Consider the following 22,390-nt stretch of genomic DNA (forward strand, 5'->3'; position numbering starts at 1 on the left):
GTTCATGCCCGTTTCTTATCGCCTGGCGCGCCGCATCTTCCTTTCACTTGCGGCTGGCATGCTCGCTTTCGGCGGGGGCCACGCGCAAGCGCAGGCGCAGGCCTTTCCGTCCAAGCCGATCAAGTGGATCGTCGGCTACCCCGCCGGCGGCGGCAGCGACTTCCTGGCCCGCACCATCGGCGCGCAGATGTCGATCCAGGCCGGCCAGCCGGTGATCGTCGACAACCGGGCCGGTGCCGGCGCCATCATCGGCGCCGAGGTCACAGCCCGATCGCCGGGCGACGGCTATACCGTGTTCACGGCCGACAACGGCGTGCTCGTGTACAACCCCGCGCTCTACAAGAAGCTGCCCTATGCCGTCGATCGCGACTTCGCGATGCTCGGTCTGATGGCCCGCACGCCCCTCGTGCTGGTGGCGGCGCCATCGACCAACCTCAAGACCATCGGCGCCCTGATGGAGCAGCTCAAGAGCAAGCCGGGCACGCTGTCGTACGCCTCGCCGGGCAACGGCAGCCCGCACCACCTGGCGATGGAGCTGTTCCTGAGCCGCAGCGGCCTGTCGACGATGCATGTGCCGTACCGCGGCGCCGCGCCCGCGCTGCAGGACGTGATGGGCGGACAGGTGCCGCTGATGGTCGTCGACACCTCGTCGGGGCTCAGCGCCATCCAGTCGGGGAAGGTCATTCCGCTGATGGCGTTCAGCGCCAAGCGGCTGCCGATCCTGCCCGCCGTGCCCACGGTGGGCGAGCAGGGCTTCAAGGACTCGGAAGCCTACGCATGGCAGGGGTTGGTGGTGCCCGCCAGCACGCCCGTCGCCATCCAGGAGCGCCTTTCCAAGGAGATGCAGGCGGCGGTGGGCAACGAGGGCGTGCGCAAGAAGCTGCAGGAAGGCGGCTGGGAGCCGGTGCCGAGCGACAGCGTGCTGATGAAGACCTACGCCTTTGCAGAGACGAAGAAGTGGCACGCGCTGATTCGTGAGCGCGGCATCTCGCTGGACTGAAGACGCCGCCTCGCGATGAGGCGGGCCGCGGCGCACCGGCGGTGTTGTAGCCTGTCGCCCCATGGATTCCCTCATCGCCGCCTCCGCGCGCGCGCTCGCTGCCGGCGACGCGCTGGGTGCCCTCAAGCGCGTGGCCCTGCGTGACGACCCGCCGGCGCTTGCGCTGCGCGGCATTGCGATGGCGCAGCTCGGCGAGCATCCGCGTGCGCGCGAGCTGCTGCGGCGTGCCGCGAGCGGCTTCGGATCGCACGAAGAACTGGCCCGAGCGCGCTGCGTCGTCGCCGAGGCCGAGGTGGCACTCGCGATGCGCGACCTGGGCGGATCACCGCGCGCGCTGACCGCGGCGGCCGTCACGCTGGAGGCGCGCGACGACCTGGCCAATGCACTGCAGGCGCGGCTCATCGCAGCGCGCCGGCTGCTGCTGCTCGGCCGGCTCGACGAGGCTGCTGCCGCGCTGTCGCTGCTCGACGGGCACAGCCTGCCGCCGTCGCTGGCGGCGGTGGCCGAGCTGGCGTCGGCGGAGCTCGCCTTGCGTTCGCTGCGCACCGGCACGGCACGGGCAGCGCTCACCCGCGCGCATGACGCGGCGGTGCGTGCGCGCGTGCCGGCGCTGCTGGCCGAGGTGGCGGAGGCACGGGCCGCGCTCGAACGTCCCGCTGCACGGCGCATTGCCGCAGACAGCGAACAGCCCTTGCGCCTGGATGAAGTCGAGGCGCTGCTCGCGTCCGATGCGCTGGTCGTCGATGCCTGCCGCCGCGGTGTCGGCGGCGGCGACACCTGGCGTTCGCTCGCACGCCGGCCCGTGCTGTTCTCGCTGGCGCGCGCACTGGCTGCGGCCTGGCCCGGCGACGTCGACCGCGACGCACTGATCGCCGACGCCTTCCGCACCCGCGACCCCGACGAAACGCACCGCGCGCGGCTGCGCGTCGAGATCGGCCGGCTGCGCGCGCTCGTCAAGCCGATGGCGCGCATCGAGGCCACGCCGCGCGGCTTCATCCTCACGCCGCACGATGCGCACCCGGTCGTGGTGCTGGCGCCGCCCATCGACGGCGACCAGGCCTCGCTGGTGGCGCTGCTGTCGGACGGCGCCGCCTGGTCGACCTCGGCCCTCGCGCTGGCCCTGGGCGCGAGCCAGCGCACCGTGCAGCGCGCGCTGGCCGAGCTCGAGGCGGAACGGCGCGTGCGTGCCATCGGGCAGGCGCGGGCGCGCCGCTGGCTGGCCTCGCCGCTGGCGGGATTCACGACGATCTTGTTACTCCCCGCCGCGCTGCCGATTGAATAGAGTCGGGCTCATGCGCTACCCCCTGTGGCGCACCTACAGGAGCCCACCATGAGCAGCAGCAACAGTCAGAGCAGGAAGGCCGGCAAGGACCGGTTCGAAGGCGCGGTGCAGGCCGCGGAGATCGTGCGCGAGTACGGTCCGTTCGAAGGCGTGGAGCGCATCCACGGCGTGACGCACGACGGCCACCAGGTGTGGGCCGCCACCGGCGGGCAACTGGTTGCCTTCGATCCCGCGAGCGGCAAAGCCACACGCCGGATCGACGTCGCCTGCGACGCCGGCACCGCCTTCGACGGCACCTGCTTCTATCAGATCGTCGAGGCGCGCATCGACAAGATCGATGCCGCCACCGGCAAGGTGCTGGCGTCGATTCCCGCACCCGGCAACGGCTCCGACTCGGGTCTCACCTGGGCCGAAGGCAGCCTCTGGGTGGGTGAGTACCGCGACCGCAAGATCCACCAGATCGACCCGGCGACGGGCGCGATCCGCCGCACCATCGAATCGAACCGCTTCGTCACCGGCGTGACCTGGGTCGACGGCGAGCTGTGGCACGGCACCTGGGAAGGCGACCAGAGCGACATCCGCCGCGTCGACCCCGCCAGCGGCGACGTGATCGCGCGGCTCGAAATGCCCAGCGGCGTCGGCGTGAGCGGCCTCGAATCCGACGGCGCGGGGCTTTTCTACGCCGGCGACGGCCGGGCCAGCAAGGTCCGTGCGGTGCGTCGCCCAAAGGCCGCCACGGCCTGAACGAAACACAAGCCAAGGAGCACACACCATGAACACCACGTTGAATCACCCCGTCGTGACCCCCGACCGCTGGATGGACGCGCGCAAGTCGTTGCTGGCGCGCGAGAAGGAGCTGACCCAGCTGCGCGACCGCATCGCCGAGGAGCGCCGCTCGTTGCCCTGGACGCGCGTCGAAAAAGCCTACGTCTTCGAAACCCCCACAGGCCGCCGCTCGCTGGCCGACCTGTTCGAGGGGCGCCGCCAGTTGCTGGTGCAGCACTTCATGTTCGGCCCCGACTGGGAGCAGGGCTGCCAGAGCTGCTCGTTCATGGCCGACCATTCCGACGGCATGCGCGTGCACCTGGAACACCGCGACGTCACGCTGCTGGCCGTCTCGCGCGCGCCGCTGGCTCGCATCGAGGCCTTCCGCCAGCGCATGGGCTGGCAGTTCCCCTGGGTCTCGTCGCACGACAACGACTTCAACCACGACTTCGGCGTGAGCTTCACGCCCGACGAAATGGCCAGCGGTGCGGTCGCCTACAACTACGTGAAGCAGCCGTTCCCGAGCGAAGAAGCACCCGGCATCAGCGTGTTCTTCAAGGACGATGCCGGCGACGTGTTCCACACCTACTCGACCTACGGTCGCGGCGTGGAAGTGATGATGGGCACGTACAACATGCTCGACCTCGTGCCCAAGGGCCGCGACGAGCACAACCCGTCCTACACGATGGACTGGATTCGTCACCACGACCGCTACGAGCCCGCGCCTGTGGCTGCGGCCGGTGGCTGCTGCCACGCGCAGCCGTAAAAAAGTGCGCGACCTGGCGTGTTGTTGAACGGTCCGCATCATGACAAGCCTCTGGCCCTGGCTGGCGGTCGCGGGAATGGGCGTGCTGCACGGCCTGAACCCCACCACCGGTTGGATGTTCGCTGCTGCGTGGGGCCTGCGCGCGCACGACCGGGGGCAGGCGCTGCGGGCTTTGTGGCCGATCGCGGTCGGGCATATGGCTTCGGTCGCGCTCGTGATCGTCGCGGTGGCCTTCGGCCTGTCGATGGACCGGGGCTTGCTGCAGTGGCTTGCCGGTGGGCCGTTCGCGGTGGTCGCGCTCGTTCACCTGTCGGGCCGGCTGCCTGCCATGGCGCGTGCGCCGGCGGGGCACGCGGGGCTGGCGCTGTGGTCTTTCATGATGTCCACCGCACACGGTGCCGGCCTGATGCTGGTGCCGGCGCTGATCCCGCTGTGCATGGGCGATGCATCGAAGGGTGCGATGAATGGTTCGCTCGTGCTGGCGTTCGCGGCCGTCGCAGTCCATACCGTGGCGATGCTCGCCACCACCGGGCTGATGGCCGTCGGCGTCGGCGCGGGAGTTGGCTGGCTGCGTCGCCTCGCTCGGCGAGCGCCTGCGATGCCGCACTGAACGCGCGATGCGCGCAAAGCGCATAAGCAAGCGCGAAAACCGGATTTCCATTCGACCGGCCTGCGGCGCAACACTCGAAGGCTCTCGATCACGCAGGCCTTCGGATGCCCGGTACCTTCACTTCCCCGCGCAAGCGGCTCGGCTTTTTCAGCCTGCTGCTCGACGATGTCCCCGCCGCCGAGCGCTACCGCCTCGTTACCGCGCAGATCGCCCACGCCGAGGCCTTCGGCTTCGATTCCGCCTGGGTGGCGCAGCACCATTTCCATGAACACGAGGGCGGCCTGCCGTCGCCCTTTGTCTTCCTCGCGCATGTGGCCTCGCGCACGCGGCGCATCCGCCTGGGCACGGGCATCGTCACGCTGCCGTTGGAGAACGCGGTGCGCACGGCCGAAGACGCGATCGTGCTGGACCTGCTCTCGGGCGGCCGGCTCGAGGTGGGTGTCGGCACGGGCGGCACGCCGGCGTCCTTCGCGGCCTTCGGGCTGGACAGCGACGACCGTGCGGCGCTGTTCGAGCGACAGCTCGCCACGGTGCGCGATGCATGGGCTGGCCGGCCGCTGCCCGGTGGCGACACGCTGTACCCGGCTGGCGCACAACTGCTCGGCCGGCTCTGGCAGGCGACGTTCTCGGTGAGCGGCGGCACGCGCGCGGGCACGGCCGGCGACGGGCTGATGCTCTCGCGCACGCAGCCGCGTACGGCGCAAGCGCCCGATGCATCGCTGGCCGACCTGCAGGACCCGATCATCGACGCCTACCTGGCCGCGCTGCCGCCGGGTCGCACGCCGCGCATCGTGGGCTCGCGCAGCGTCTTCGTGGCGGACACCCGCAAGGAGGCGCTGCGCCTCGCCGAGATCGGGCTGCGCCGGTCGGTGGTGCAAGCCGCGGCCACAGGACAGATCGGCCTTGCCGACCGCGTTCGCGCCGATGCACCGCTCGACCAACTGATCGCTGCGTACGACGTGCATGTCGGCGCGCCCGACGACGTCATCGCCTCGCTGCGCGCCGACCGCACGCTCGCGCGCGTGACCGACCTCGTGTGCCAGGTGCATTCGGTCGATCCGCCGCACGCGGCCATCCTGCGTTCCATCGAACTGACCGCCACCGTCGTTGCACCCGCCCTGGGCTGGACGCGCGATGCGGGCGTGCCGGACCTTCAATCGCTTGCGCTTCTCTGAGTTTCTTCCCATGAATGCCGTTGTCTCTTCTTCTCCCGTTCTTCAGACCGTCGACGTGATCGATCAGCTGGTGGGCATCGCGCCCGGCAGTACGCTCGACCGCCTGCGCGCGCAGCGCGAGCAGGCGCGCACGCAGGCGCAGCAGAGCTATCTCGCGCTGTTCGCGCCCGCCGAACCCGTGGCCGGGCACTTCGACATTGCGGACCGTTTCGCCGTCGCGACCTTCGTTGCCGGGTTGCACAAGCAGCCCGACGTGGCGCGCTTCTATGCCGAGGCCTTGGCGGAGCAGGGCGTGGCGAAGGCCATCGAGGCCGAGGTCGCACGCGGGGCCACGCAAGGACCGTACGGTCGCTATCCGGCAGGCCCGCTCAGTGTGGAAGACGAAGCCGGCCCGCTCTACGCCGTCGACGACACACACCGCACGGTGTTCGGCGAACGACTGTCGGCCGGCCTCGCGCATGCACACCTGCTCGTCTTCCACCCGCGCGACGCCAGCCCGGCGGCGCTGCAGGCGCTGCTCGACGCGGGATGGCGCACCACCGAGATCGTCACGTTGTCGCAGCTGGTGGCGTTTCTCGCGTTCCAGATCCGCGTCGTCATCGGCCTGCGCGCGCTGGCCACCACTTCCGCATGAGCGCCCCCATGAGCACCGAATCGACCCTGACCCATCCTGACAACGCACACCCGCGCAGCTTCACGCAGGCGCAGCTCGAGTGGCTGCCCTGGCTCGAGCCGCTGCCCGAGGACGAACTGACCGAGCGCCACTACGCAGGCCTCGTGGATGCCTCGCGTGCCAAGTCGCCGTACTTCCGCCTGCTGGCGCGCGACCCCGACATCCTCGGCGCGCGCACCCGCACCGACAAGGACATCTTCTACAACCCCGAGGCCGGCCTGCCGCGCGCCGAGCGCGAGCTGTCAGCCGCTGCCGCCTCGCGCTTCAACGGCTGCATCTACTGCGCCTCGGTGCATGCGCGCTTTGCCTCGCATTTCTCGCAGCGCACGGACGATGTGCAGCGTCTGCTGGACGAGGGCGTGCAGGCCGACCTGGGCGCACGCTGGAATGCGATCGTCGAAGCGTCGGTTGCGTTGTCGGCCACGCCATCGACCTTCGGGCCCGCGCACGTCGTCAAGCTCCGCGCGCAGGGGCTGGACGATCTGGCGATTGCCGATGTCGTGCATGGCGCGGCTTTCTTCAACTGGGCCAACCGGTTGATGCTGTCGCTGGGCGAGCCGCAGGAGCCCGCTTCCAGCTAGCTTCGCAAGGCCGCGCGCAGCTTTGTTGCGGCGGCAAGTGAGCGGGATCACAGTCCGGCGCGCGGCGCGCCTTCGGGTCGGCACGATGACCCGCATGCACACCGACGCCCCTGGGTACGCAACGACACGCCAAGGCCGCGCTCCCGCGCCCGGCCTGGCTTTCGGCAACCCCTTCGTCCGCTGCCGATGCGGACTGGCCGGCCTGGAGCGCATCCACCGCCGGCTGTGGATGAAGTTCCTGCCCAGCCTGCGTTTCTATCGCTGCAGCAACTGCGGCAAGCCGCAATTGGCGCTGAAGCGTGCGGTGCGCGACGCGGTCATTGCGCACAGGAGCGGGCAGCAGAACCAGCGCCAGGCAGCTGGCTAGCGGTTCTTCTTCCGGGGCGCGTCCGTCAGCATCCCGTGCAGCAGCAGGTCGATGGTCTGCTCGGTGTGCTGCTCGGCCTGTTCGGCGCTCATCGGATCGACGTCGTACAGCCGCTTGATCAGGTGCATGGACGACTGCACCGCCGTCAGCAGGCTCGTCATCATGACGCTCGCATAGGCCCGCGGATAGGGCTTGATCAGACCCTCCGCCTGGCATTCGGCAAGCAGCGCATCGAGCAGCTCGTGGAACGGCCGCATGTAGTGCTCGATGATCCAGTCGAGCCGCGGCCCGGCCTGCGCCACCTCGCGCAGCACCAGCGAATGCGCTGCGGGGTGCAGCACGTTGATGATGGCGAACACCCGCAGCGCGCTGCGCAGCTTGGTGAGCGGATCGGCCGTGTCCTCGTCGACCTGCATCGCATCGATGGATGCCATCGCCTCGGTGTAGGTGCTCTCGACCACGGCGCGCCACAGGCCTTCCTTGCCGCCGAAGTGGTAATTGAGCAGCGGCTGCTTCACGTCCGCGCGCCGCGCGATGGCCAGCACCGACGTGCCCTCGAAACCTTTCTCGGAAAACTCGACGATGGCCGCGTCCATGAGGCGCTGCCGCCCCGAGGTATCGGCCACCGGTTGCGTTGCCTCGGTGCGGGCAGGGGCGGCGGTGCGCTTCGGCGTGGTCTTGCCCGTGGGAGTCTTCATGGATGGCGTGCGCTGGCGGGCCGTGGCTGGTTGACGATGGCCGCATTGTCCAACAGTCGCGCGCATCGTCCGGCCGGAAGACGTGCGCGACTTATATAAGTATAAATACGCATCTCGCATTGACTTATATTTGTATAAATTCGCGTGCATGGCAGCCGTTGGTGCTGCCTTCGGTCGAGAGAGCCACAGATGCACGTTTTGGAAGTTCCCGTTTTGATCGTCGGTGCCGGGCCCGTCGGGCTCACGATGGCGGCCCTGCTGGCCGACCAGGGCATTGCGTCGCTGCTCGTCGAGCAGCGCGACGGTCTGCACCAGGCGCCGCAGGCGCATGTCATCAGCGCGAGGACACGAGAAATCCTGGCCGGCTTGGGCATCGCGGACGAGGCGCTGGCGCGCGTGACCACGCCGCCGGCCGATGCGCGCTACGTGACGTGGCGGCGCAACCTCGCCGAAGAAGACATCGCGCGCATCGAGATCGGCGGCGAGGCGCGTTTCGTGCAGCTGGACGCGGTGAGCGGCAAGCGCAGTGCGAACGTGCCGCAGCACCACCTCGAGCGCGTGCTGTTCGATGCGCTGGCCGGTCGCACGCGCTGCGAGACGCGCTTCGGCCAGACTTGGCTGGGGGCGGAAGAAGAGGGTGACGCCGTCGTCTCGCGCATCGAGGACGCCGCAAGCGGCGAGGTCTATGGCGTGCGCAGCCAGTGGCTGCTGGCGGCGGATGGTGCGAGCAGTTCCGTGCGGCGAGGCGCGGGCATCGCGATGGCCGGCGACACGAACCTGGCCCACATGGTCACGGTGAACTTCGAGGCCGACCTGCGCCCGCTCGTGAAGGACAGCCCGTCGATCCTGTTCTGGACCCTGTCGGCGAAGGCGCCCGGCGCCTTCATCGTCCACGACGCCGCGCGCTACGCGGTGTTCATGACGCCGTACTTCCCGCCGCACGAGCAGCCGCGCGACTTTCCGGTCGCGCGCTGCGAGCGCATGCTGCGCGCCGCGCTGGGCACGGCGGACGTGGCGTTTCGCATCACCTCGCTGTCGCACTGGACGATGCAGGCGCACGTGGCCGACCGCTACCGGCAGGGGCGCACATTGCTGATCGGCGATGCGGCGCACCGCTTTCCGCCCACGGGCGGGCTCGGGCTCAACACGGGCATCGCGGACGCGCACAACCTGGCGTGGAAGCTGGCGCTGGTCCTGCAGGGCCGTGCGGGCGAGGGCCTGATCGACACCTACGGCGCGGAGCGTCGCCCCGTGGCCGTGGCGAACTGCGAGGCCAGCGTGAAGAACTTTCACAAGATGCGCGAGGTCACCGCGGCCATGGGCATCGACGACCGCCGGCTGCCGCTGCTGGGCCGCGTGCGCTCGAGTGCGCCGGCGCGCGCGTTGCCGGGTGCGGTGCGCTCGGCGATCGCCGGGATGCTCGTGGCGCCGGTCGAGTGGCGCACGCGCCGCATCGCGAAGGCGGCGTCCGTGCGCTGTGCGGCCATCCGGCAGCAGGTGCAGTGCGCCGCCGAAGACCAGATGGCGCACTTCAGCACCGTGGGCCTCGACCTGGGCCATGCCTACGAGGGCGCGGCCGTGCGGGGCGACGGCACGACCGCGCCGGTCGCGCCAGATCCCGTGCGGGACGTGTGCCAGTCGCTCACACCCGGCGCGCGCTGGCCGCATTTCCACCTTGCGCCCGATGCGGGCGTTGCGTACCGCACCAGCTCGCACGAGCTTCTGAGGCCCGGGCACTTTCTTCTGGCGGGCACGGGCCGCCACGGCGCGGCATGCGAGCGGCTGGCGGCGGCGTTGGGTGTGGCGACCGTGGGCGTGAACCTGGACCTCGCCGCTTCGCACAAGGCGCTCGCACAACTGATCGCCTGGAACGACGGCCATGCCGACGCAACCCTTCTGGTGCGGCCCGACGGCCACATCGCCTGGCGCTGCACCGCGCCGCAACTGCCAGGCCTGGACGACGTGGCGACGGTGCTGCGCGCCATCCTGCAGATCACTCCCTCTCTCCAACCCCTCGACAACAAGGACATGCAATGACGAACCCCATGGACCGTTTTCCCCTTCCTTCGCCCGATCCGCAAGCGAGATCGCCGCGCAAGCTCGCGCACATCGTGCTGGCGACGCGCCGCTTCGAAGAGTCGATTCGGTGGTGGAGCGTGGTGCTCGGTGCGCGCACGATGTTCCGCAACGAGATGCTGTGCTTTCTGAGCTACGACGACGAGCACCACCGCGTGGCGCTGATCAACGCGCCCACGCACAGCCCCGGAAAAGCCGAGACCGCGGGCGTGGACCACGTCGCCTTCACCTACGGCACGCTCGACGACTTGCGGCACACCTACGCGCGGCTCAAGGGCCACGGCATGCAGCCTGTGTGGAGCATCAACCACGGGCCGACCACGTCGCTGTACTACCTCGACCCCGAGGGCGTGAAGGTCGAGTTGCAGGTCGACAACTTCGAGAGCGCAGCCGAGCTGGACGCGTGGTTCCGCGCCGGCGATTTCGCGACGAACCCCATCGGCGTCGAGTTCGATCCCGAGGTGCTGCTCGCGCAGCACATCGCGGCCTGACGCGCATGAAAGGAGAACCTCACCATGCGCCTGTGCACTTTCTCGACCGATGCGTTCCAGCGGCACGTCGGCCTCGCCCTGCCGGATCAGCGGCTGCTCGATGTCAGCGCTGCGTTGTCCGGCGACCCGCGCTTTGCCACGTTGCTGGGCGTGATCCAGCATGAAGACGAAACACTGCCGATGTTGCGGGCACTGCTCGCGTCGACGCCGATGCCGTCGGGCTGCCTGCATGAGCTGAAGGACGTGCGGATCGAGCTGCCTTACCAGCCGCCGCAGATCCGCTGCTTCAGCGTGTACGAGCAGCACCTGAAGAGTGCCTTCCGGCAGGTCGCGGCGAACGTCTCACCAGCAGCCGGTGCGCCGGCGTGGGCGATGCAGATTCCGGCGGCCTTCTACGAGACACCCGTCTACTACAAGGGCGTGCGGCTCAACCTGTCCGGCCCCGGTGCGTCGGTGCGGCGGCCCGCGCCGGGCACGATGCTCGACTACGAGGCCGAGCTGGCCGTGGTGGTCGGGCGCGGCGGCAAGAACATCGTGGCGTCCGGAGCCATGGCGCATGTCTTCGGCTACGTCGTCTTCAACGATTTCTCCGAGCGCGCGCAGCTCATGAAGGAGCTGCGCAGCGGCGTGGGCACCGGACCGGCGAAGGGCAAGGACTTCGACGGCAGCAACAGCCTCGGACCCTGGATCGTCACGGCCGACGAGATCGTTGATCCGCATGCGCTCGACGTGACGGTGCGCGTGAACGGGCAAGTGCGCGGGCAGGGCAGCACGGCGGGCATGACGCACCGCATCGATCGCATCGTGAGCTTCGCTTCGCAGAACGAGACGCTGCATGCGGGCGAGCTGCTGGCCACGGGCTGCGTGCCCGAGTGCGCCGGCGTCGAGCACTGGCGCTTCCTGGACGACGGCGACCGCGTGGAGGTCGAGATCGCGGGGCTCGGGGTGCTGGAGAACACCGTCATCGCCGCCTGATCGGCTGCACGCTCAAAGAAAACAACAACGGAGACAACGATGACAACGACATGGCGGACCCTGGTGTCTGCAGCTGCGCTGTGCCCGGCGCTTGCCGCGGCCGACAACGGCTACTTTCAGATCGGCTACGGCGCGGAGGCGCGCGGCCTTGCGGGCGCCGCGGCCGCATCGACCCGCGATGCCTTCGGCGGCGCGAGCAACCCCGCCACCACGGTGTGGGTCGGCGACCGGATGGAGGGCAACTTCATTGCCACCCGCGGCGACACGCAGATGGTGCGCACGGCGAACATGCCACCGCCTGCGGCTGGCCTGCTCGACACGCGAACTGACAGCATCGGCCGCTGGGAGCCGCTGGCCGAGCTGGCGGTCAGCCGCGTGATCGCACCGGGGCTGTCGGCCGGCCTCGCGGCCTACAGCAACGGCGCCGGCACCTACTTTCCTGCCGACAGCACGCCGTGTCCGTCGCCCACCGGCGCGGTGCAAATGGCGAACGCGGCCTGCGGCACTGGGCGCAGCATCACGACGATCAAGCAGCTGACGGTGGCACCCACGGTGTCGAAGCAGCTGGGCGAGCGCTGGTCGGTCGGCGCCTCGCTGCTGCTCACGGCGCAGCAGTTCAAGGCCGAGGGCGTGCAGCCGCTGGCACCGCAGTCGGCGGCGCCGCAGCACCTGAGCAACCAGGGTGTGGCGTCGTCGTTCGGCGTGGGCGTGCGCCTCGGGGCGTACTGGAGCGCCACCGACACGCTGAGCCTGGGCGCCGCGTGGTCGCCGCGCACGCGCATGGGACGCATCAAGGCCTACGAAGGCCTGCTCGCAGACCATGGCCGGCTCGATGTGCCGATGAACCTGCTCGTCGGCCTGCAGTGGTCGCCGACCGAAGCGCTGTCGGTGTTGCTGGACTACCAGCGCATCGGCTATGCGGGTGTGTCCGGGCTGGGCAACCGGCCTTTCGAGGGTTCGGTGTTGCGCGGTGCGGCGGGTGGTCCGGGCAATGGCTGGAAGGACATGAACGTCGTCAAGCTCGGCGTGCGCTACCAGGCGACGCCGGCCCTGCGCCTGTCCGCGGGCGTGTCGGCGAACAGCGCCGCCTATGCGGACGCGGCCACCAGCGACAACCTCAATTCGCCGTCCACGTTCCGCCGGCACTTCACGCTGGGGCTGGGCTATGCGACGTCGGCGCGCACCGAATGGTCGGTCTTCTATTCGCTCGCGCCGGCGCACTGCACGAGTGGGCCTTCGGCGCTCGCCGCCGCGGTGGGCGCGCAGCTGAACGGCGTGTCGAACCCCTGGGGCCGGGAGAGCCTGGCCACGCGCCAGCAGAGCCTCGGCGTGCAGTACGCGGTGCGTTTCTAGGGGCTGGCCCTCAGGCGTCGTCGTCGGAGGTCTTCGCCTGCAACTGCTGCTGGCGTTCGGCGATGGCCATGTCGCGCGCCACGTCATGTCCGAGCGTGCGCACCGAGAAGGACTTGCTCACGCTGCCCTGGCCCGCAGTGAAGGTGATCGCCACCCAGTACCCGGGATGGCCCGCACGCGGCGTCTTGAACTGCACGCCGCTGACGCCGCTCGTGTTGTTGCGTCGCACGATCTCCGACTTCGAGCGCTTGGCCGGCAGCTCGGCTTCGTCGTCGGGCGGCGGGCGTTGGCGGATGGCTTCTTCGGCGGGGTGCAGCCGTGCGAGGCCGACCATGCGGCCGAGCTGGCGTTGCCGTTCGCCGATGGCGTGCGCGCGGGCCGCCGGGCCCCAGTCGGCGAGGTCGAATTCGGTGCGCAAGATTTCCTCGTGGCCGAGGTAGGTCTTGGCCAGCCAGGCCACGGGCTTGCCCTGCGCTGAAAGCCGGGGGAAGACGCCGGGCTCGCCCGTGCGGTTGTTGCTGCGCAGGGCCTGCGCGCGTTCCTTGCGCGCGACCGGCGGGTGCTCCTTCACGATGCTGTCGCGCCAGGCCTGGGCGCGCCGCAGCGCCTGTTGGGTGCCGCCGTAGCTGGCGTGGCCGAAGAGGCGCGCGTAGCGCACGCCGTCTCGCACGAGCGACACCTCGAAGCCCCAGGGGCGGGGAGAAATGCCGTACATGTCGACGGGGTTCGGAATTCCTTTGGGCATCGTCAGTGTGGGGTCATGGCGTTTCGGGGCTGTCGCCGCTCCAGGTGCAGAGCTCGTCGGACAGCTCGTGGGCTTCCGGCAGCAGGCTGCCGAAATCGGTCGAGGCGAAGGTCGGCGGTACGTGCACGCCCTGGTCGTCGCGGCGCACCAGCCCGCGGCTTTCCATGTCGCGCATCGTCTTGTTGACGACCTCGCGCGACAGCCCCGAGTACGACGCGATCACCGCTTGCGTGATGCGCTTGTCGTAGCCGCCGGTGGCCGCGGGCGCCAGTTGCGTCAGCTCGTGCAGCACGCGGCTCACCAGGCTTTCGGACGACAGCGACGAGATGCGGCGCAGCTGCCCGCGGACCATGGCGACGCGCTTCATCGCGATTTCCAGCAGGCCCATGGTCACCTCGGGGTACAGCGCGCACAGCCGGCGCACCGCAGCCACGGGCAGGTGGTAGACCGACGAGGGCAGGGCGGCCACCAGCGTCGAGGTGGCCTGGTAGCTGTTCTCGCCGAGCGAGGGGCCGAGGAAGAAATCGCCCCGGCGGATGAAGTCGGTCGTCACGTCCCGGTCGACCGCGCGCAGCAGGCCCGTGGCCACGCAATAGATGCGGTCGGTGGGGGTGTCGGCCTGCAGCACGATCTCGTTGCGCCGGTAGGAATGAAGCGCGCTGCTGCGAATCAAGGCGGCGCGCTCGTCGGGCGGCACGCTGGCGATCAGGGGATGGAGATACATGGCCATGGCGGTTGCGAGACCAGCGGCGGTTCATGCGCATGCGCGAATCCACGGACGGCGGTCAAGGAACAGGACGGTGCGGCGCCCCCGGAGCGGCTCGCCATCGAGCGCCCCTTCGCCGGACCGGGCTGCGACGGGCTGAAGGCAACGAAGCCATCTCAGCCGGGCTGGAGCTGCGCGAACAGCGTGTCGATCCGGGCCCGTTCCTCGGCACCTCGCAGACAGCGCTCGCGCAGCCACAGGGCATCTCCCTGTCGCGCGATGCGCAGGTCGTAGACGTGTTCGATGTCGTCCACCACGACGTCGCCCGCAGGCCGCGCCTTGGCCGTGGGCGCGGGATGCGGTTGTGCGGCCCACAGCGCCAGCTCGATCTCGGCGGGGCTCATCGGCCCGCTGTCGCGCAGCGCGATCCAGTCGGCATGCAGCTGCGGCTGCGCCGCGACGCCTTTCACGAGGATCGGCTCGCGCCCGAGCGCCGCGAGCAAGTCGTCGAGCTGCGCGTGGCGGGTTCGCAGCAGAAAGCAGTCGTCGCGCAGGCAGGTGAGGTCGGTGTCGGCGGCCGGCGATGGCGGAAAGGCCGCAAAGAGCCGGCGCCGGACCTCGCGGCTCACGCCCGCCGCCACCTCGGGGCCGTCGGTGTCGGCGAGCTGCGAAAGGTTGGCAATGAAGACCAACGCGCACACCCGGTCCGGCGGCGGCAGAGGAGGAGAAGGCCGCACCGTTTCGGCATCGCGGCGCGGGCCCGGCAGGCAGGACGCCAGCGCTGCGCGCCATCGTGCGCCGAAAGGTTCGATTTCCGTGAAATACAAGGCAGCCATTTCTTCCCCAGTAGAGAGAGTTCCGGTTGACGTTCGATCCGAAGGGATGCTACGAATCGCGCCCTTCTTTGGCATTCGCTTTCGCGGCGTGGATGTGTCGCGAGTCACATTCGGATGCAATTGCCCGCCGGGTGCCTTGGCTGGGACCAGGCAGCCCCGGATCGATGTCCTGAGCGGGAGGCGGTGGGCCGGGGAATCAGGGGGCGCCGTGCAGCTTGCGCCGGTTCGTGCGCTGTTCCACCCCCTCGAACTCCCGGGCTTCCGCTTCTGTTATCTCTGTTATTGTTTGTAAAAATTATCCAAGGTTCCGAGCGAACCTGTCTGGAAAAATCAGGGAGTTCCCGTTTGTGACCCGCAGCTTTTGGCATTGCGCCGGCTGCATGGAGGAAGGGCGTGCCGCATGTCCGAGACCGACAGTCGTATCCAGCGCTTTCACACGGGCATGGTGCCGCGCAAGGACGGGTTCGCGTTCTGGGCCGACGAGATCGGCCCGCTCGTCGGACGGCTGGACAGCCCCGAGCGCACGGACTTCCAGCAGGAACTCACGATCGTCGACACGGCGGGGCTGGCCTTCATGCGGGTGCACGGCAGCGGCGCCACCATCGAGCGCAAGGGCCCGAGCCAATTGATGGGGGCGGAGGTTTACCCCTATCACCTGCTGCTCAAGCTCGACGGTGGCCTTGCCATCAGCGAACAACGCCGGCGCATCGAGCTCGGCACCGGCGACATGGTGCTGATCGACTCCTGGCAACCCTTGCGCCTGAGTTCGACCGAGGCCACCGACTCCTGGTCGCTGGGCCTGCCGGAAGCGTTGGTGAACCGCTGGCTGCCCCATGCGGACCAGTCGACCGACCTGCTGCTGGCGGCCGGCAAGGGCTGGGCCGGGATGCTGTCGGGCTACCTGCGCGCGCTGGACGTCGACCACCTGTGCAGCATCCAGAGCCCCGCGGAACGCCAGTTGCTGGGCGAGCACCTGATGTCGATGCTGTCGTTCGCGTTGGAACAGAACGGACTGGTGGCGCAGCCGGGCGCGCTGGGCGAGCGGGTGTCACCGCGTGACGGCGACCTGCACGCCCGCATGCGGGCCTGGATCCGGGACCACCACGCCGACACCGAGGTCGACGCGCAGAAGCTGGCCGCCTGCTTCAACGTATCGGTGCGCTACGTGCACAAGGTGTTTGCCAAGGCCGGTCGCGGCATGACCTTCCTGGAAACCCTGCAGGGTGACCGCCTGGAGGCCGCGGCCCAGATGCTTCGCAGCGCGGCAGGGGCGCGCAAGTTCGTTGCCCAGGTCGCCTACGACTGCGGCTTTGCGGACCCGGCCTATTTCGGCCTCGTCTTCCGCAAGAAGTACGGCTGCACGCCGCGCTCCTTTGCCCTGCGGCAGGGGCCGGGGCAGGCCGAGGCGGACAGCGCAGTGCTTGTCTGCTGACCGGCGCGCCGCCGGCGCTTTTCGGGCACCGCCTTGCGGCCGTGCCCGATCTTCATATTTCTGTTCCCTTTACTCATACCTGTGAATTTTATTTGGGAATAAATTCATTGCTTGGGACATTCGGCTGCGCGCCAATGTGTTTGTAAAAAAATGCGTCTGCCTTCAACAATTTAGAGCAATTTATTGTGGGAGGGTTGAATGAATAAGGGTAATTCCTCGGCCAACGAGACAAAAATAGAAGTTTGTAACGCCACGGTGTGCAAGGTAATTTTCAATGTTTGAGCAAAACTCCCCGCACATTGCAGTGTTGGATCCCTCTCCCCGAACGCGGTGGCATGCCAGTCGTGCCGTCAAGATGCTGGGTTATACGCCTGTCGCATTTGCGCATATCGACGAATTGATCGAACAAGTCGCCCCCGGCGGAAATTTCGAGGCGCTGCTGCTTTCAATTCCGTCGGCGCCCGACGATGTGCAAAAACTCGTGGGCCAGGTGCGTGAAATGCTGCGCTACAACACGCCATTGATCATGAGCGCACGCAAACGACAAATCCGCGGGTTGTCGCTGTTGCATGCCGGCCCCGACGACGCCGTGCTGCCGGAGCCGTCCACCTTCGAGGAGATGTACTTCATGCTCGAATTCTTCCTGCGGCAGCGCAATCGGCCGGTGGTGCCCCGCAGCCTCGATTGGCAGGAGTTCAGCCTGTTGTCGCCGTTCGACATGGTCGATGTGGCCGGCACCGAGATTCGCCTGACGCCGATCGAATTTGATCTGGCGGCTGAATTCTTCCGCCACATGAACCGGCCGCTGGGTCGCGAGCACCTGGAAATGATCGGCTGGCAAAGCGGTGTGGCCGCCGGCTCGCGCACGCTGGACGCCAACGTGTCGAAGCTGCGTCGCAAGCTGGGCTTGTATGTCGACCAGCCGCACGGCCTGTCGCTGCACGCGGTCTGGGGCATGGGCTACCAGCTCAGCCAGTTGGGCAAGCGCGATGCGCCTGGTACCTGGACGTTCCCGACGGATTTCCGCGTGGAGTCGGCCGCACCGTCGCAGCTGTCGTCCTGAGCGGCGATTCAGCGTGCGGGCGGCTGCTGCGTTTGCGCCAGCACCCAACGCGCAAGGACCTGCGCCTCGGCCTCCGAGACCAATGACTGGCGCGGCATGATCACTCGGCCCCAGGTGCCGACGCTGCCGTTGCGGATCTTGTCGGCCAGGCGCGCCGGCGCGGTGGCATCGTTCCGGTAGCGGTCGGCGATCTGCGCGAAGCCCGGCCCGACCTGCTTGTGCACCAGCCCGTGGCAGGCCATGCAGGCGTTTTTGCGCGCCAGGTCCACGGGGGAAGGTTGCGGCTGTTGGGCCGCGGCGCCGGAGGATGCGGCCATCAAAAGGCCGGCCAGTGCGAGCGGGAGACGGAGGGGAGCGGGAAGCCGGAAGGTGCGGTGCATGGACGGGAAACTCGGAGCAGGTGAAAACTGTACCTTGCCCCTTCGCGCGCCTAGGGTCGCAGGCTGAATGCCCCCGCCCGGACGCCGTCGCTCATTCGCGACAAGTCGACTCAGAAGTAACTATATGTATGGTTAAATCCCTCGCAACTACCGCGAAGAGGACGAGGGATTCCCATGAAGCTGCCGCTCTGCATTGCATTGGCCACCGTGGTTCTGGCCGGATGCGCCAGCGCACCGCCGACCGGACCCGGCCAGGGCACCGGCATGTCGTACATGCCGATGGTCGCCATGGAAGGCGTGGACAAGGTGCGCTACGACAGCGACGTGGCCGACTGCCGCACGGCGGCCACCCGCATCACCGCGCGCAGCGAATCGGGCGACGCCATGTGGGCTGCGCTGGGCCTGGGCCTGATCACGGTGCACGGCCAGGGCATCGTCGCCGCGGCGTCGTACACCGGCATCAGCGCCGCCGTCATCGACTGGAACACCCGCCCCAGCGGCGCGTTGATCGCCGAGCACCAGCAGATCGCCATCGTCCATTGCATGGCCAAGCGCGGCTACCGCAACCTCGACCCGAACGTGCAGGACACGTTCTACGGCAACACCTTCAACCCCGTGCTCGCGCTCAAGCCGCGCCGCACCGGTGTCGACACCTACAACGTCGAGCGCCTGGCCAAGGCCGGCCGCTGCAACGTGCAGCCGCGCGCCGAGATGACGGCCAAGGGGCCGGGCTACGAGACCTACAGCGTGCCGTGCGCGAGCGGCATGGCCTGGGCCGTGCGCTGCGAGTTCGGCAACTGCCGAGTGCTCGCACAGACGCCGATGCGCCCGGCGGCGCCCGTGCGCCGCTCCTGAGCCAATACCGCCCACAGGGCGGATCGGCTCACTTCACGACCATGCCCTTGAGCGCCGGGTCGGGCGGCGGGGCCTTCAGCTTCATGTCGCGCAGCGTCTTCATGAGCAGCTGCGCGATCATCATGTTGCGGTGCCGCTTGCTGTTGGCCGGGATCACGTGCCACGGGGCGTGGTCGCTCGAGGTGGCAACCAGCGCGTTCTGATACGCCTTCTGGTAATCGGCCCACTTGGTGCGCACTTCGAGGTCGCCCATGCTGAATTTCCACTGCTTGCCGGGCGTGTCGATGCGGGCCTGCAGGCGCTCGCGCTGTTCGTCCTTGTCGATGTGCAGCATGCACTTGACGACGACCGTGCCGGTCTCGGTGAGCAGCCGCTCGAAATCGTTGATCTGCGCGTAGCGGCGGCGGGCTTCGTCGCCGTCGATCCAGCCCTCGACCACGGGTACCAGCACGTCTTCGTAGTGGCTGCGGTTCCACACCATGATCTCGCCGGTGCGCGGCACGGCCGCGTGGCAGCGCCAGAGGTAATCGTGTGCGCGTTCTTCTTCGCTCGGCGCCTTGAAGGCTGTCACCCGCACGCCCAGCGGCGAGGTGCGCGAGAACACCCAGCGCACCGTGCCGTCCTTGCCGCTGGTGTCCATGCCCTGCAGCACCAGCAGCACTTTGCGTCGGCCTTCGGCGTGCAGCACGTCCTGCAGTTCGTCGAGTTCGACGGCCAGGGTGTCGACCTCGGCGCGCTGGCCTGACTCGTCGCCTGTGAGAAAGGGCGTGTCGTCGGGGTCGATGCGCGAGAGCTTGAACTTGCTGCCGACGCGGTACTTCTTGAACTTGGACATCTGCGGGCGCTCCGTCAAAAAAGAAACGAAGCCCGCAGGGTACGCGAATCAGCGCTGCGGGCGACCGCGCGGCGGCGGGTGGTCGTCGTCGCCGTTGCTTTCATCGATCGACGCGCTCCAGCGGTTGTCCCACTCGGCCTGGTGGCGCACGCCGTCGATCTCGCGCCGGTCGCGCTTGGTGGGACGGCCCTGTTCGATGGCCAGTGCCGGCTCGCTGCCCATGCGGCGCTGCTCGCGGAAGGCGGCCTGCGCCGCCAGGCTCTCGGGCGTTTCCTCGTACAGCTGCTGGGCCACGGGCGCCGGGCCGCGCTGGCCGCTGAGGCCGCGCACGGTCACGGTCCGCGTGAGCGGGCCCATGCGCAGCGCGACCGTGTCACCGGCCTTGACCTCGCGCGAGGCCTTGGCGACGTCGCCGTTCACCTGGATGCGGTTCTTGCCGATTTCGTCCGCGGCCAGCGAACGGGTCTTGAAGAAGCGGGCGGCCCAAAGCCACTTGTCGATGCGCAGACGGTCCATGAAGGTCGGAAGTGAAAGGTCAGCCATTGTGGCGCGACAGCGGCAGCCGCACCACGGCGTCGAGCCCGGTCACATAGGTGCTGCCGCCGGCGCCGAGCGCGGTGCGGTTGTCCAGGCTGATGCGCCCGCCCAGCGCCAACACGATCTCGCGGCAGATCGCCAGGCCCAGGCCCGAGCCGCTCGAAGTGTTGCCCGCCGCAAACGGCGCGAACAGGCGCTGGCGCAGTTCGGTCGAAATGCCCGGGCCGTCGTCGCGCACGGTGAGCACGGCCTCGTCGCCTTCGGCCTGCACGCGCACCGAGAGCGGGGCGCCGGTGGGGCTGTGCTTGATGGCGTTGTGCAGCAGGTTGCGCGTGAGCTCCTGCAGCATCCACTGGTGCGCGCGCACCGTCACTGCGTCGTCGGCGGCCAGCTCGAAGTCGAGTGCCTTGTCGGCGACGAGCGGCGACAGGTCGAGCGCGATGTGGCGCACCACGTCGCCCAGGTCGAGCAGCGCCGACTCGGGCTGCTGGCGCAGTTGCTCCACCTTCGCGAGCGACAGCATCTGGTTGGCCAGCGTGGTGGCACGCTCGACGGTCTGGCTGATCTCGACCAGCGCCTGTTCGGGCGCCACGTCGCCGCGGCGCGCCGACTGCACCTGCGCCTTGAGCACCGCCAGCGGCGTGCGCAGCTGGTGGGCGCTGTCGCGCACGAAGCGCTTCTGGTGATCGAGCAGGCGCTGCAGCCGGCCCATGACCTCGGTGGTGGCGTCGATCAGCGGGCGCAGCTCGGCGGGCGCGCCGGGCGCGTCGATGGGCGAAAGGTCGTCTTCGGGGCGCCGCTCGATGGCTTCGCCGAGTTCGCGCACCGGCCGCGTGGCGCGCTGCACCACGACCACGGTGACCAGCGCGATCACGCCCATCAGCAGCAGCTGGCGCCAGAGCATGTCGAGCAGCAGCTTGCGCACCAGCGTCTCGCGCAGCTCCAGCGTTTCGGCGACCTGCACCACGGCCATGCCGCGACCGCGCGCGCTGGCCACGGGCTGCAGCAAGACGGCGACGCGCACCGGCTGGCCGCGAAACTCGGCGTCGTAGAAATCGACCAGCGCCGCATAGGCGCCGCGGTCGGGGATGCGGCCGCGCCAGAACGGCAGCTCGGCAAAGCCCGAGACCATCTCGCCGTCGAGCGCCGAGACGCGATAGAACAGGCGGCTGCGGTTGTCGGCCTCGAAGGCCTCGAGCGCGGAGTAGGGCACGATCGCGCGCAGCCGCGCCATGTCGTCATAGCCTTCCACGTCGAGCTGTTCGCCGATGGTCTTGGCCGAGGCCAGCAGCGTGCGGTCGTAGGCCGTGGTGGCGGCTGCCAGGCTCTGGCGGTACAGGCTCACGCTGTTGATCACCACGAACACCGCCACCGGCACGAGGATGCCGAGCAGCAGCCGTGCGCGCAGGGACGACATCATCTGCCGCATGCCAGCCGTCAACTCTCGGCCCGCAGCAGGTAGCCCAGGCCGCGCATCGTCATCAGCACCGTGCCCGTGCCCACCAGCTTCTTGCGCAGGCGGTATACGACGACTTCGATGGCTTCGTACTGCACGTCGGCCTCGCCCGGAAACACCAGCTCGAACAGGCGCTCCTTGGTGACGGCGTGGCCGGGCTTCATCATCAGCGCCTTGAGCAGCGCGAGTTCACGCGGCGTGACCTCGAGCAGTTCGGCGCGGTGGTAGATGGCGCCGTTGTCGGGCTCGAAGCGCAGGCCGCCAACCTCCATCGGATTCATCGCCGCCGCCTCGGGTCCGGCGCTCTGGCTGCGCCGGCGCAGTGCGCGGATGCGGGCCTCGAGCTCGTCCAGGTCGAAGGGCTTGGGCAGGTAGTCGTCCGCGCCGGCGTTCAGGCCCATGATGCGGTCGCCCACCGTGCCGCGCGCGGTGAGCAGCAGCACCGGCGTGCGCAGGCCCTCGGCGCGCGCCTGGGCCAGCACCTGCAGGCCGTCGACGTTGGGCAGGCTCAGGTCGAGCGCAACCACGTCGGGCTCGATGGCGCGCCATTGCGCCAGCGCCTGCGCGCCGTCGCCGCAGATGCGCACGTCGATGTGCCGGCGCCCGAGCGTGCGCTGCAGGGTGAGTTGCATCGAGGGGTCGTCTTCGACGAGCAGCAGCTTCATACGGGGCGCGGGATCGGGAGGGATCGGAGGGGGGCTTCTTCGGTGTTTTCCCCAGTCTGGTGGACAGC

At 69.0% G+C, this 22,390-nt stretch carries 25 protein-coding genes; 16 read left to right on the forward strand and 9 right to left on the reverse strand.

The window, feature by feature from the left end; translation table 11 throughout:
• Positions 1–4 precede the first annotated feature (4 nt).
• The 9 genes from CLU95_RS28330 (at position 5) to CLU95_RS30770 (ending at position 7,219) form a co-directional block, all read left to right on the forward strand.
• A complete protein-coding gene (locus CLU95_RS28330) occupies positions 5–1,000 on the forward strand; it encodes a Bug family tripartite tricarboxylate transporter substrate binding protein (RefSeq protein WP_180288691.1) in 996 nt (331 codons plus the stop codon).
• A 61-nt stretch (positions 1,001–1,061) separates the two neighbouring features.
• Entirely contained in the window at positions 1,062–2,282 is a 1,221-nt protein-coding gene (locus CLU95_RS28335) for a helix-turn-helix domain-containing protein (protein ID WP_099796670.1), read from the forward strand.
• Between the two features lie 48 nt (positions 2,283–2,330).
• Positions 2,331–3,026: a Vgb family protein gene (locus CLU95_RS28340; RefSeq protein ID WP_099796671.1), complete on the forward strand. Its 696-nt coding sequence runs from the start codon at positions 2,331–2,333 to the stop codon at positions 3,024–3,026.
• 28 nt (positions 3,027–3,054) lie between these two features.
• The gene (locus CLU95_RS28345) at positions 3,055–3,813 is read left to right on the forward strand and encodes a DUF899 domain-containing protein (RefSeq protein ID WP_099796672.1); all 759 of its coding nucleotides are present in this window, start codon (positions 3,055–3,057) and stop codon (positions 3,811–3,813) included.
• A 40-nt stretch (positions 3,814–3,853) separates the two neighbouring features.
• Positions 3,854–4,423, forward strand: a complete 570-nt coding sequence (locus tag CLU95_RS28350) for a hypothetical protein (RefSeq protein ID WP_099796673.1) — start codon at positions 3,854–3,856, stop codon at positions 4,421–4,423.
• 104 nt (positions 4,424–4,527) lie between these two features.
• Entirely contained in the window at positions 4,528–5,598 is a 1,071-nt protein-coding gene (locus CLU95_RS28355; protein ID WP_099796674.1) for a putative FMN-dependent luciferase-like monooxygenase, read from the forward strand.
• 10 nt (positions 5,599–5,608) lie between these two features.
• Positions 5,609–6,232, forward strand: coding sequence for a CMD domain protein (locus CLU95_RS28360; RefSeq protein ID WP_099796675.1), 624 nt, complete (start codon positions 5,609–5,611; stop codon positions 6,230–6,232).
• The gene (locus CLU95_RS28365; RefSeq protein WP_373669859.1) at positions 6,229–6,852 is read left to right on the forward strand and encodes an alkylhydroperoxidase domain protein; all 624 of its coding nucleotides are present in this window, start codon (positions 6,229–6,231) and stop codon (positions 6,850–6,852) included. The genes CLU95_RS28360 and CLU95_RS28365 overlap by 4 nt, the downstream gene beginning before the upstream one ends.
• 85 nt (positions 6,853–6,937) lie before the next feature.
• The gene (locus CLU95_RS30770) at positions 6,938–7,219 is read left to right on the forward strand and encodes a hypothetical protein (RefSeq protein ID WP_143606067.1); all 282 of its coding nucleotides are present in this window, start codon (positions 6,938–6,940) and stop codon (positions 7,217–7,219) included.
• Here CLU95_RS30770 and CLU95_RS28370 read toward each other — a convergent pair.
• Positions 7,216–7,917, reverse strand: a complete 702-nt coding sequence (locus CLU95_RS28370; RefSeq protein WP_180288692.1) for a TetR/AcrR family transcriptional regulator — start codon at positions 7,915–7,917, stop codon at positions 7,216–7,218. The genes CLU95_RS30770 and CLU95_RS28370 overlap by 4 nt on opposite strands.
• Before the next feature lie 189 nt (positions 7,918–8,106).
• Between CLU95_RS28370 and CLU95_RS28375 the strand changes: the two genes are divergently transcribed.
• Genes CLU95_RS28375 through CLU95_RS28390 form a run of 4 tightly spaced genes read left to right on the forward strand, consistent with a single transcriptional unit; the run spans position 8,107 to position 12,812 of the window.
• Complete coding sequence (locus tag CLU95_RS28375) at positions 8,107–9,954, forward strand: FAD-dependent monooxygenase (RefSeq protein ID WP_099796677.1); 1,848 nt, start codon at positions 8,107–8,109, stop codon at positions 9,952–9,954.
• Positions 9,951–10,484 (forward strand): VOC family protein, encoded by a 534-nt coding sequence (locus CLU95_RS28380; RefSeq protein WP_099796678.1) that lies wholly within the window; start codon positions 9,951–9,953, stop codon positions 10,482–10,484. The genes CLU95_RS28375 and CLU95_RS28380 overlap by 4 nt, the downstream gene beginning before the upstream one ends.
• Positions 10,485–10,508: 24 nt before the next feature.
• Positions 10,509–11,459, forward strand: a complete 951-nt coding sequence (locus CLU95_RS28385) for a fumarylacetoacetate hydrolase family protein (protein ID WP_099796679.1) — start codon at positions 10,509–10,511, stop codon at positions 11,457–11,459.
• Between the two features lie 39 nt (positions 11,460–11,498).
• Positions 11,499–12,812, forward strand: a complete 1,314-nt coding sequence (locus tag CLU95_RS28390; protein ID WP_099796680.1) for an OmpP1/FadL family transporter — start codon at positions 11,499–11,501, stop codon at positions 12,810–12,812.
• Positions 12,813–12,822: 10 nt separating this feature from the next.
• Here the strand turns inward: CLU95_RS28390 and CLU95_RS28395 are convergent, their stop codons facing one another.
• The 3 genes from CLU95_RS28395 to CLU95_RS28405 form a co-directional block, all read right to left on the reverse strand.
• Positions 12,823–13,557, reverse strand: coding sequence for an AP2 domain-containing protein (locus tag CLU95_RS28395; protein ID WP_257214756.1), 735 nt, complete (start codon positions 13,555–13,557; stop codon positions 12,823–12,825).
• A gap of 13 nt (positions 13,558–13,570) precedes the next feature.
• Complete coding sequence (locus tag CLU95_RS28400) at positions 13,571–14,287, reverse strand: Crp/Fnr family transcriptional regulator (RefSeq protein ID WP_257214757.1); 717 nt, start codon at positions 14,285–14,287, stop codon at positions 13,571–13,573.
• A 152-nt stretch (positions 14,288–14,439) separates the two neighbouring features.
• Positions 14,440–15,090: a hypothetical protein gene (locus CLU95_RS28405; protein ID WP_257214758.1), complete on the reverse strand. Its 651-nt coding sequence runs from the start codon at positions 15,088–15,090 to the stop codon at positions 14,440–14,442.
• 409 nt (positions 15,091–15,499) lie between these two features.
• Between CLU95_RS28405 and CLU95_RS28410 the strand changes: the two genes are divergently transcribed.
• Positions 15,500–16,531, forward strand: coding sequence for a helix-turn-helix domain-containing protein (locus tag CLU95_RS28410; protein ID WP_099796682.1), 1,032 nt, complete (start codon positions 15,500–15,502; stop codon positions 16,529–16,531).
• A gap of 274 nt (positions 16,532–16,805) precedes the next feature.
• Positions 16,806–17,594 (forward strand): winged helix-turn-helix transcriptional regulator, encoded by a 789-nt coding sequence (locus CLU95_RS28415; RefSeq protein WP_099796683.1) that lies wholly within the window; start codon positions 16,806–16,808, stop codon positions 17,592–17,594.
• Between the two features lie 8 nt (positions 17,595–17,602).
• On the opposite strand, the gene CLU95_RS28420 is transcribed toward CLU95_RS28415, so the two are convergent.
• On the reverse strand, positions 17,603–17,911 hold the full coding sequence (locus tag CLU95_RS28420) for a c-type cytochrome (RefSeq protein WP_099796684.1): 309 nt from the start codon (positions 17,909–17,911) through the stop codon (positions 17,603–17,605).
• Between the two features lie 237 nt (positions 17,912–18,148).
• On the opposite strand from CLU95_RS28420, the gene CLU95_RS28425 reads away from it, so the two are divergent.
• Positions 18,149–18,829 (forward strand): hypothetical protein, encoded by a 681-nt coding sequence (locus CLU95_RS28425; protein ID WP_099796685.1) that lies wholly within the window; start codon positions 18,149–18,151, stop codon positions 18,827–18,829.
• A gap of 28 nt (positions 18,830–18,857) precedes the next feature.
• Here the strand turns inward: CLU95_RS28425 and CLU95_RS28430 are convergent, their stop codons facing one another.
• From CLU95_RS28430 to CLU95_RS28445, 4 genes are read right to left on the reverse strand one after another with little or no spacing between them, the layout of a single operon-like run.
• On the reverse strand, positions 18,858–19,664 hold the full coding sequence (locus CLU95_RS28430; protein ID WP_099796686.1) for a PPK2 family polyphosphate kinase: 807 nt from the start codon (positions 19,662–19,664) through the stop codon (positions 18,858–18,860).
• Between the two features lie 48 nt (positions 19,665–19,712).
• Positions 19,713–20,180: an RNA-binding S4 domain-containing protein gene (locus CLU95_RS28435; protein ID WP_099796687.1), complete on the reverse strand. Its 468-nt coding sequence runs from the start codon at positions 20,178–20,180 to the stop codon at positions 19,713–19,715.
• 19 nt (positions 20,181–20,199) lie between these two features.
• Positions 20,200–21,621: a sensor histidine kinase gene (locus CLU95_RS28440; protein ID WP_373669868.1), complete on the reverse strand. Its 1,422-nt coding sequence runs from the start codon at positions 21,619–21,621 to the stop codon at positions 20,200–20,202.
• Between the two features lie 17 nt (positions 21,622–21,638).
• A complete protein-coding gene (locus CLU95_RS28445) occupies positions 21,639–22,322 on the reverse strand; it encodes a response regulator transcription factor (protein WP_099796689.1) in 684 nt (227 codons plus the stop codon).
• Positions 22,323–22,390: the final 68 nt, after the last annotated feature.

Source organism: Variovorax sp. 54 (assembly GCF_002754375.1).
Classification (GTDB): Bacteria; Pseudomonadota; Gammaproteobacteria; order Burkholderiales; family Burkholderiaceae_C; genus Variovorax.

Bases quoted from the DNA above. Each gene is read 5' to 3' on its own strand.
- CLU95_RS28330 (WP_180288691.1), top strand. From the start codon at position 5: ATGCCCGTTTCTTATCGCCTGGCGCGCCGCATCTTCCTTTCACTTGCG.
- CLU95_RS28335 (WP_099796670.1), top strand. From the start codon at position 1,062: ATGGATTCCCTCATCGCCGCCTCCGCGCGCGCGCTCGCTGCCGGCGAC.
- CLU95_RS28340 (WP_099796671.1), top strand. From the start codon at position 2,331: ATGAGCAGCAGCAACAGTCAGAGCAGGAAGGCCGGCAAGGACCGGTTC.
- CLU95_RS28345 (WP_099796672.1), top strand. From the start codon at position 3,055: ATGAACACCACGTTGAATCACCCCGTCGTGACCCCCGACCGCTGGATG.
- CLU95_RS28350 (WP_099796673.1), top strand. From the start codon at position 3,854: ATGACAAGCCTCTGGCCCTGGCTGGCGGTCGCGGGAATGGGCGTGCTG.
- CLU95_RS28355 (WP_099796674.1), top strand. From the start codon at position 4,528: ATGCCCGGTACCTTCACTTCCCCGCGCAAGCGGCTCGGCTTTTTCAGC.
- CLU95_RS28360 (WP_099796675.1), top strand. From the start codon at position 5,609: ATGAATGCCGTTGTCTCTTCTTCTCCCGTTCTTCAGACCGTCGACGTG.
- CLU95_RS28365 (WP_373669859.1), top strand. From the start codon at position 6,229: ATGAGCGCCCCCATGAGCACCGAATCGACCCTGACCCATCCTGACAAC.
- CLU95_RS30770 (WP_143606067.1), top strand. From the start codon at position 6,938: ATGACCCGCATGCACACCGACGCCCCTGGGTACGCAACGACACGCCAA.
- CLU95_RS28370 (WP_180288692.1), bottom strand. From the start codon at position 7,917: ATGAAGACTCCCACGGGCAAGACCACGCCGAAGCGCACCGCCGCCCCT.
- CLU95_RS28375 (WP_099796677.1), top strand. From the start codon at position 8,107: ATGCACGTTTTGGAAGTTCCCGTTTTGATCGTCGGTGCCGGGCCCGTC.
- CLU95_RS28380 (WP_099796678.1), top strand. From the start codon at position 9,951: ATGACGAACCCCATGGACCGTTTTCCCCTTCCTTCGCCCGATCCGCAA.
- CLU95_RS28385 (WP_099796679.1), top strand. From the start codon at position 10,509: ATGCGCCTGTGCACTTTCTCGACCGATGCGTTCCAGCGGCACGTCGGC.
- CLU95_RS28390 (WP_099796680.1), top strand. From the start codon at position 11,499: ATGACAACGACATGGCGGACCCTGGTGTCTGCAGCTGCGCTGTGCCCG.
- CLU95_RS28395 (WP_257214756.1), bottom strand. From the start codon at position 13,557: ATGCCCAAAGGAATTCCGAACCCCGTCGACATGTACGGCATTTCTCCC.
- CLU95_RS28400 (WP_257214757.1), bottom strand. From the start codon at position 14,287: ATGGCCATGTATCTCCATCCCCTGATCGCCAGCGTGCCGCCCGACGAG.
- CLU95_RS28410 (WP_099796682.1), top strand. From the start codon at position 15,500: ATGTCCGAGACCGACAGTCGTATCCAGCGCTTTCACACGGGCATGGTG.
- CLU95_RS28415 (WP_099796683.1), top strand. From the start codon at position 16,806: ATGTTTGAGCAAAACTCCCCGCACATTGCAGTGTTGGATCCCTCTCCC.
- CLU95_RS28420 (WP_099796684.1), bottom strand. From the start codon at position 17,911: ATGGCCGCATCCTCCGGCGCCGCGGCCCAACAGCCGCAACCTTCCCCC.
- CLU95_RS28425 (WP_099796685.1), top strand. From the start codon at position 18,149: ATGAAGCTGCCGCTCTGCATTGCATTGGCCACCGTGGTTCTGGCCGGA.
- CLU95_RS28430 (WP_099796686.1), bottom strand. From the start codon at position 19,664: ATGTCCAAGTTCAAGAAGTACCGCGTCGGCAGCAAGTTCAAGCTCTCG.
- CLU95_RS28435 (WP_099796687.1), bottom strand. From the start codon at position 20,180: ATGGACCGTCTGCGCATCGACAAGTGGCTTTGGGCCGCCCGCTTCTTC.
- CLU95_RS28440 (WP_373669868.1), bottom strand. From the start codon at position 21,621: ATGATGTCGTCCCTGCGCGCACGGCTGCTGCTCGGCATCCTCGTGCCG.
- CLU95_RS28445 (WP_099796689.1), bottom strand. From the start codon at position 22,322: ATGAAGCTGCTGCTCGTCGAAGACGACCCCTCGATGCAACTCACCCTG.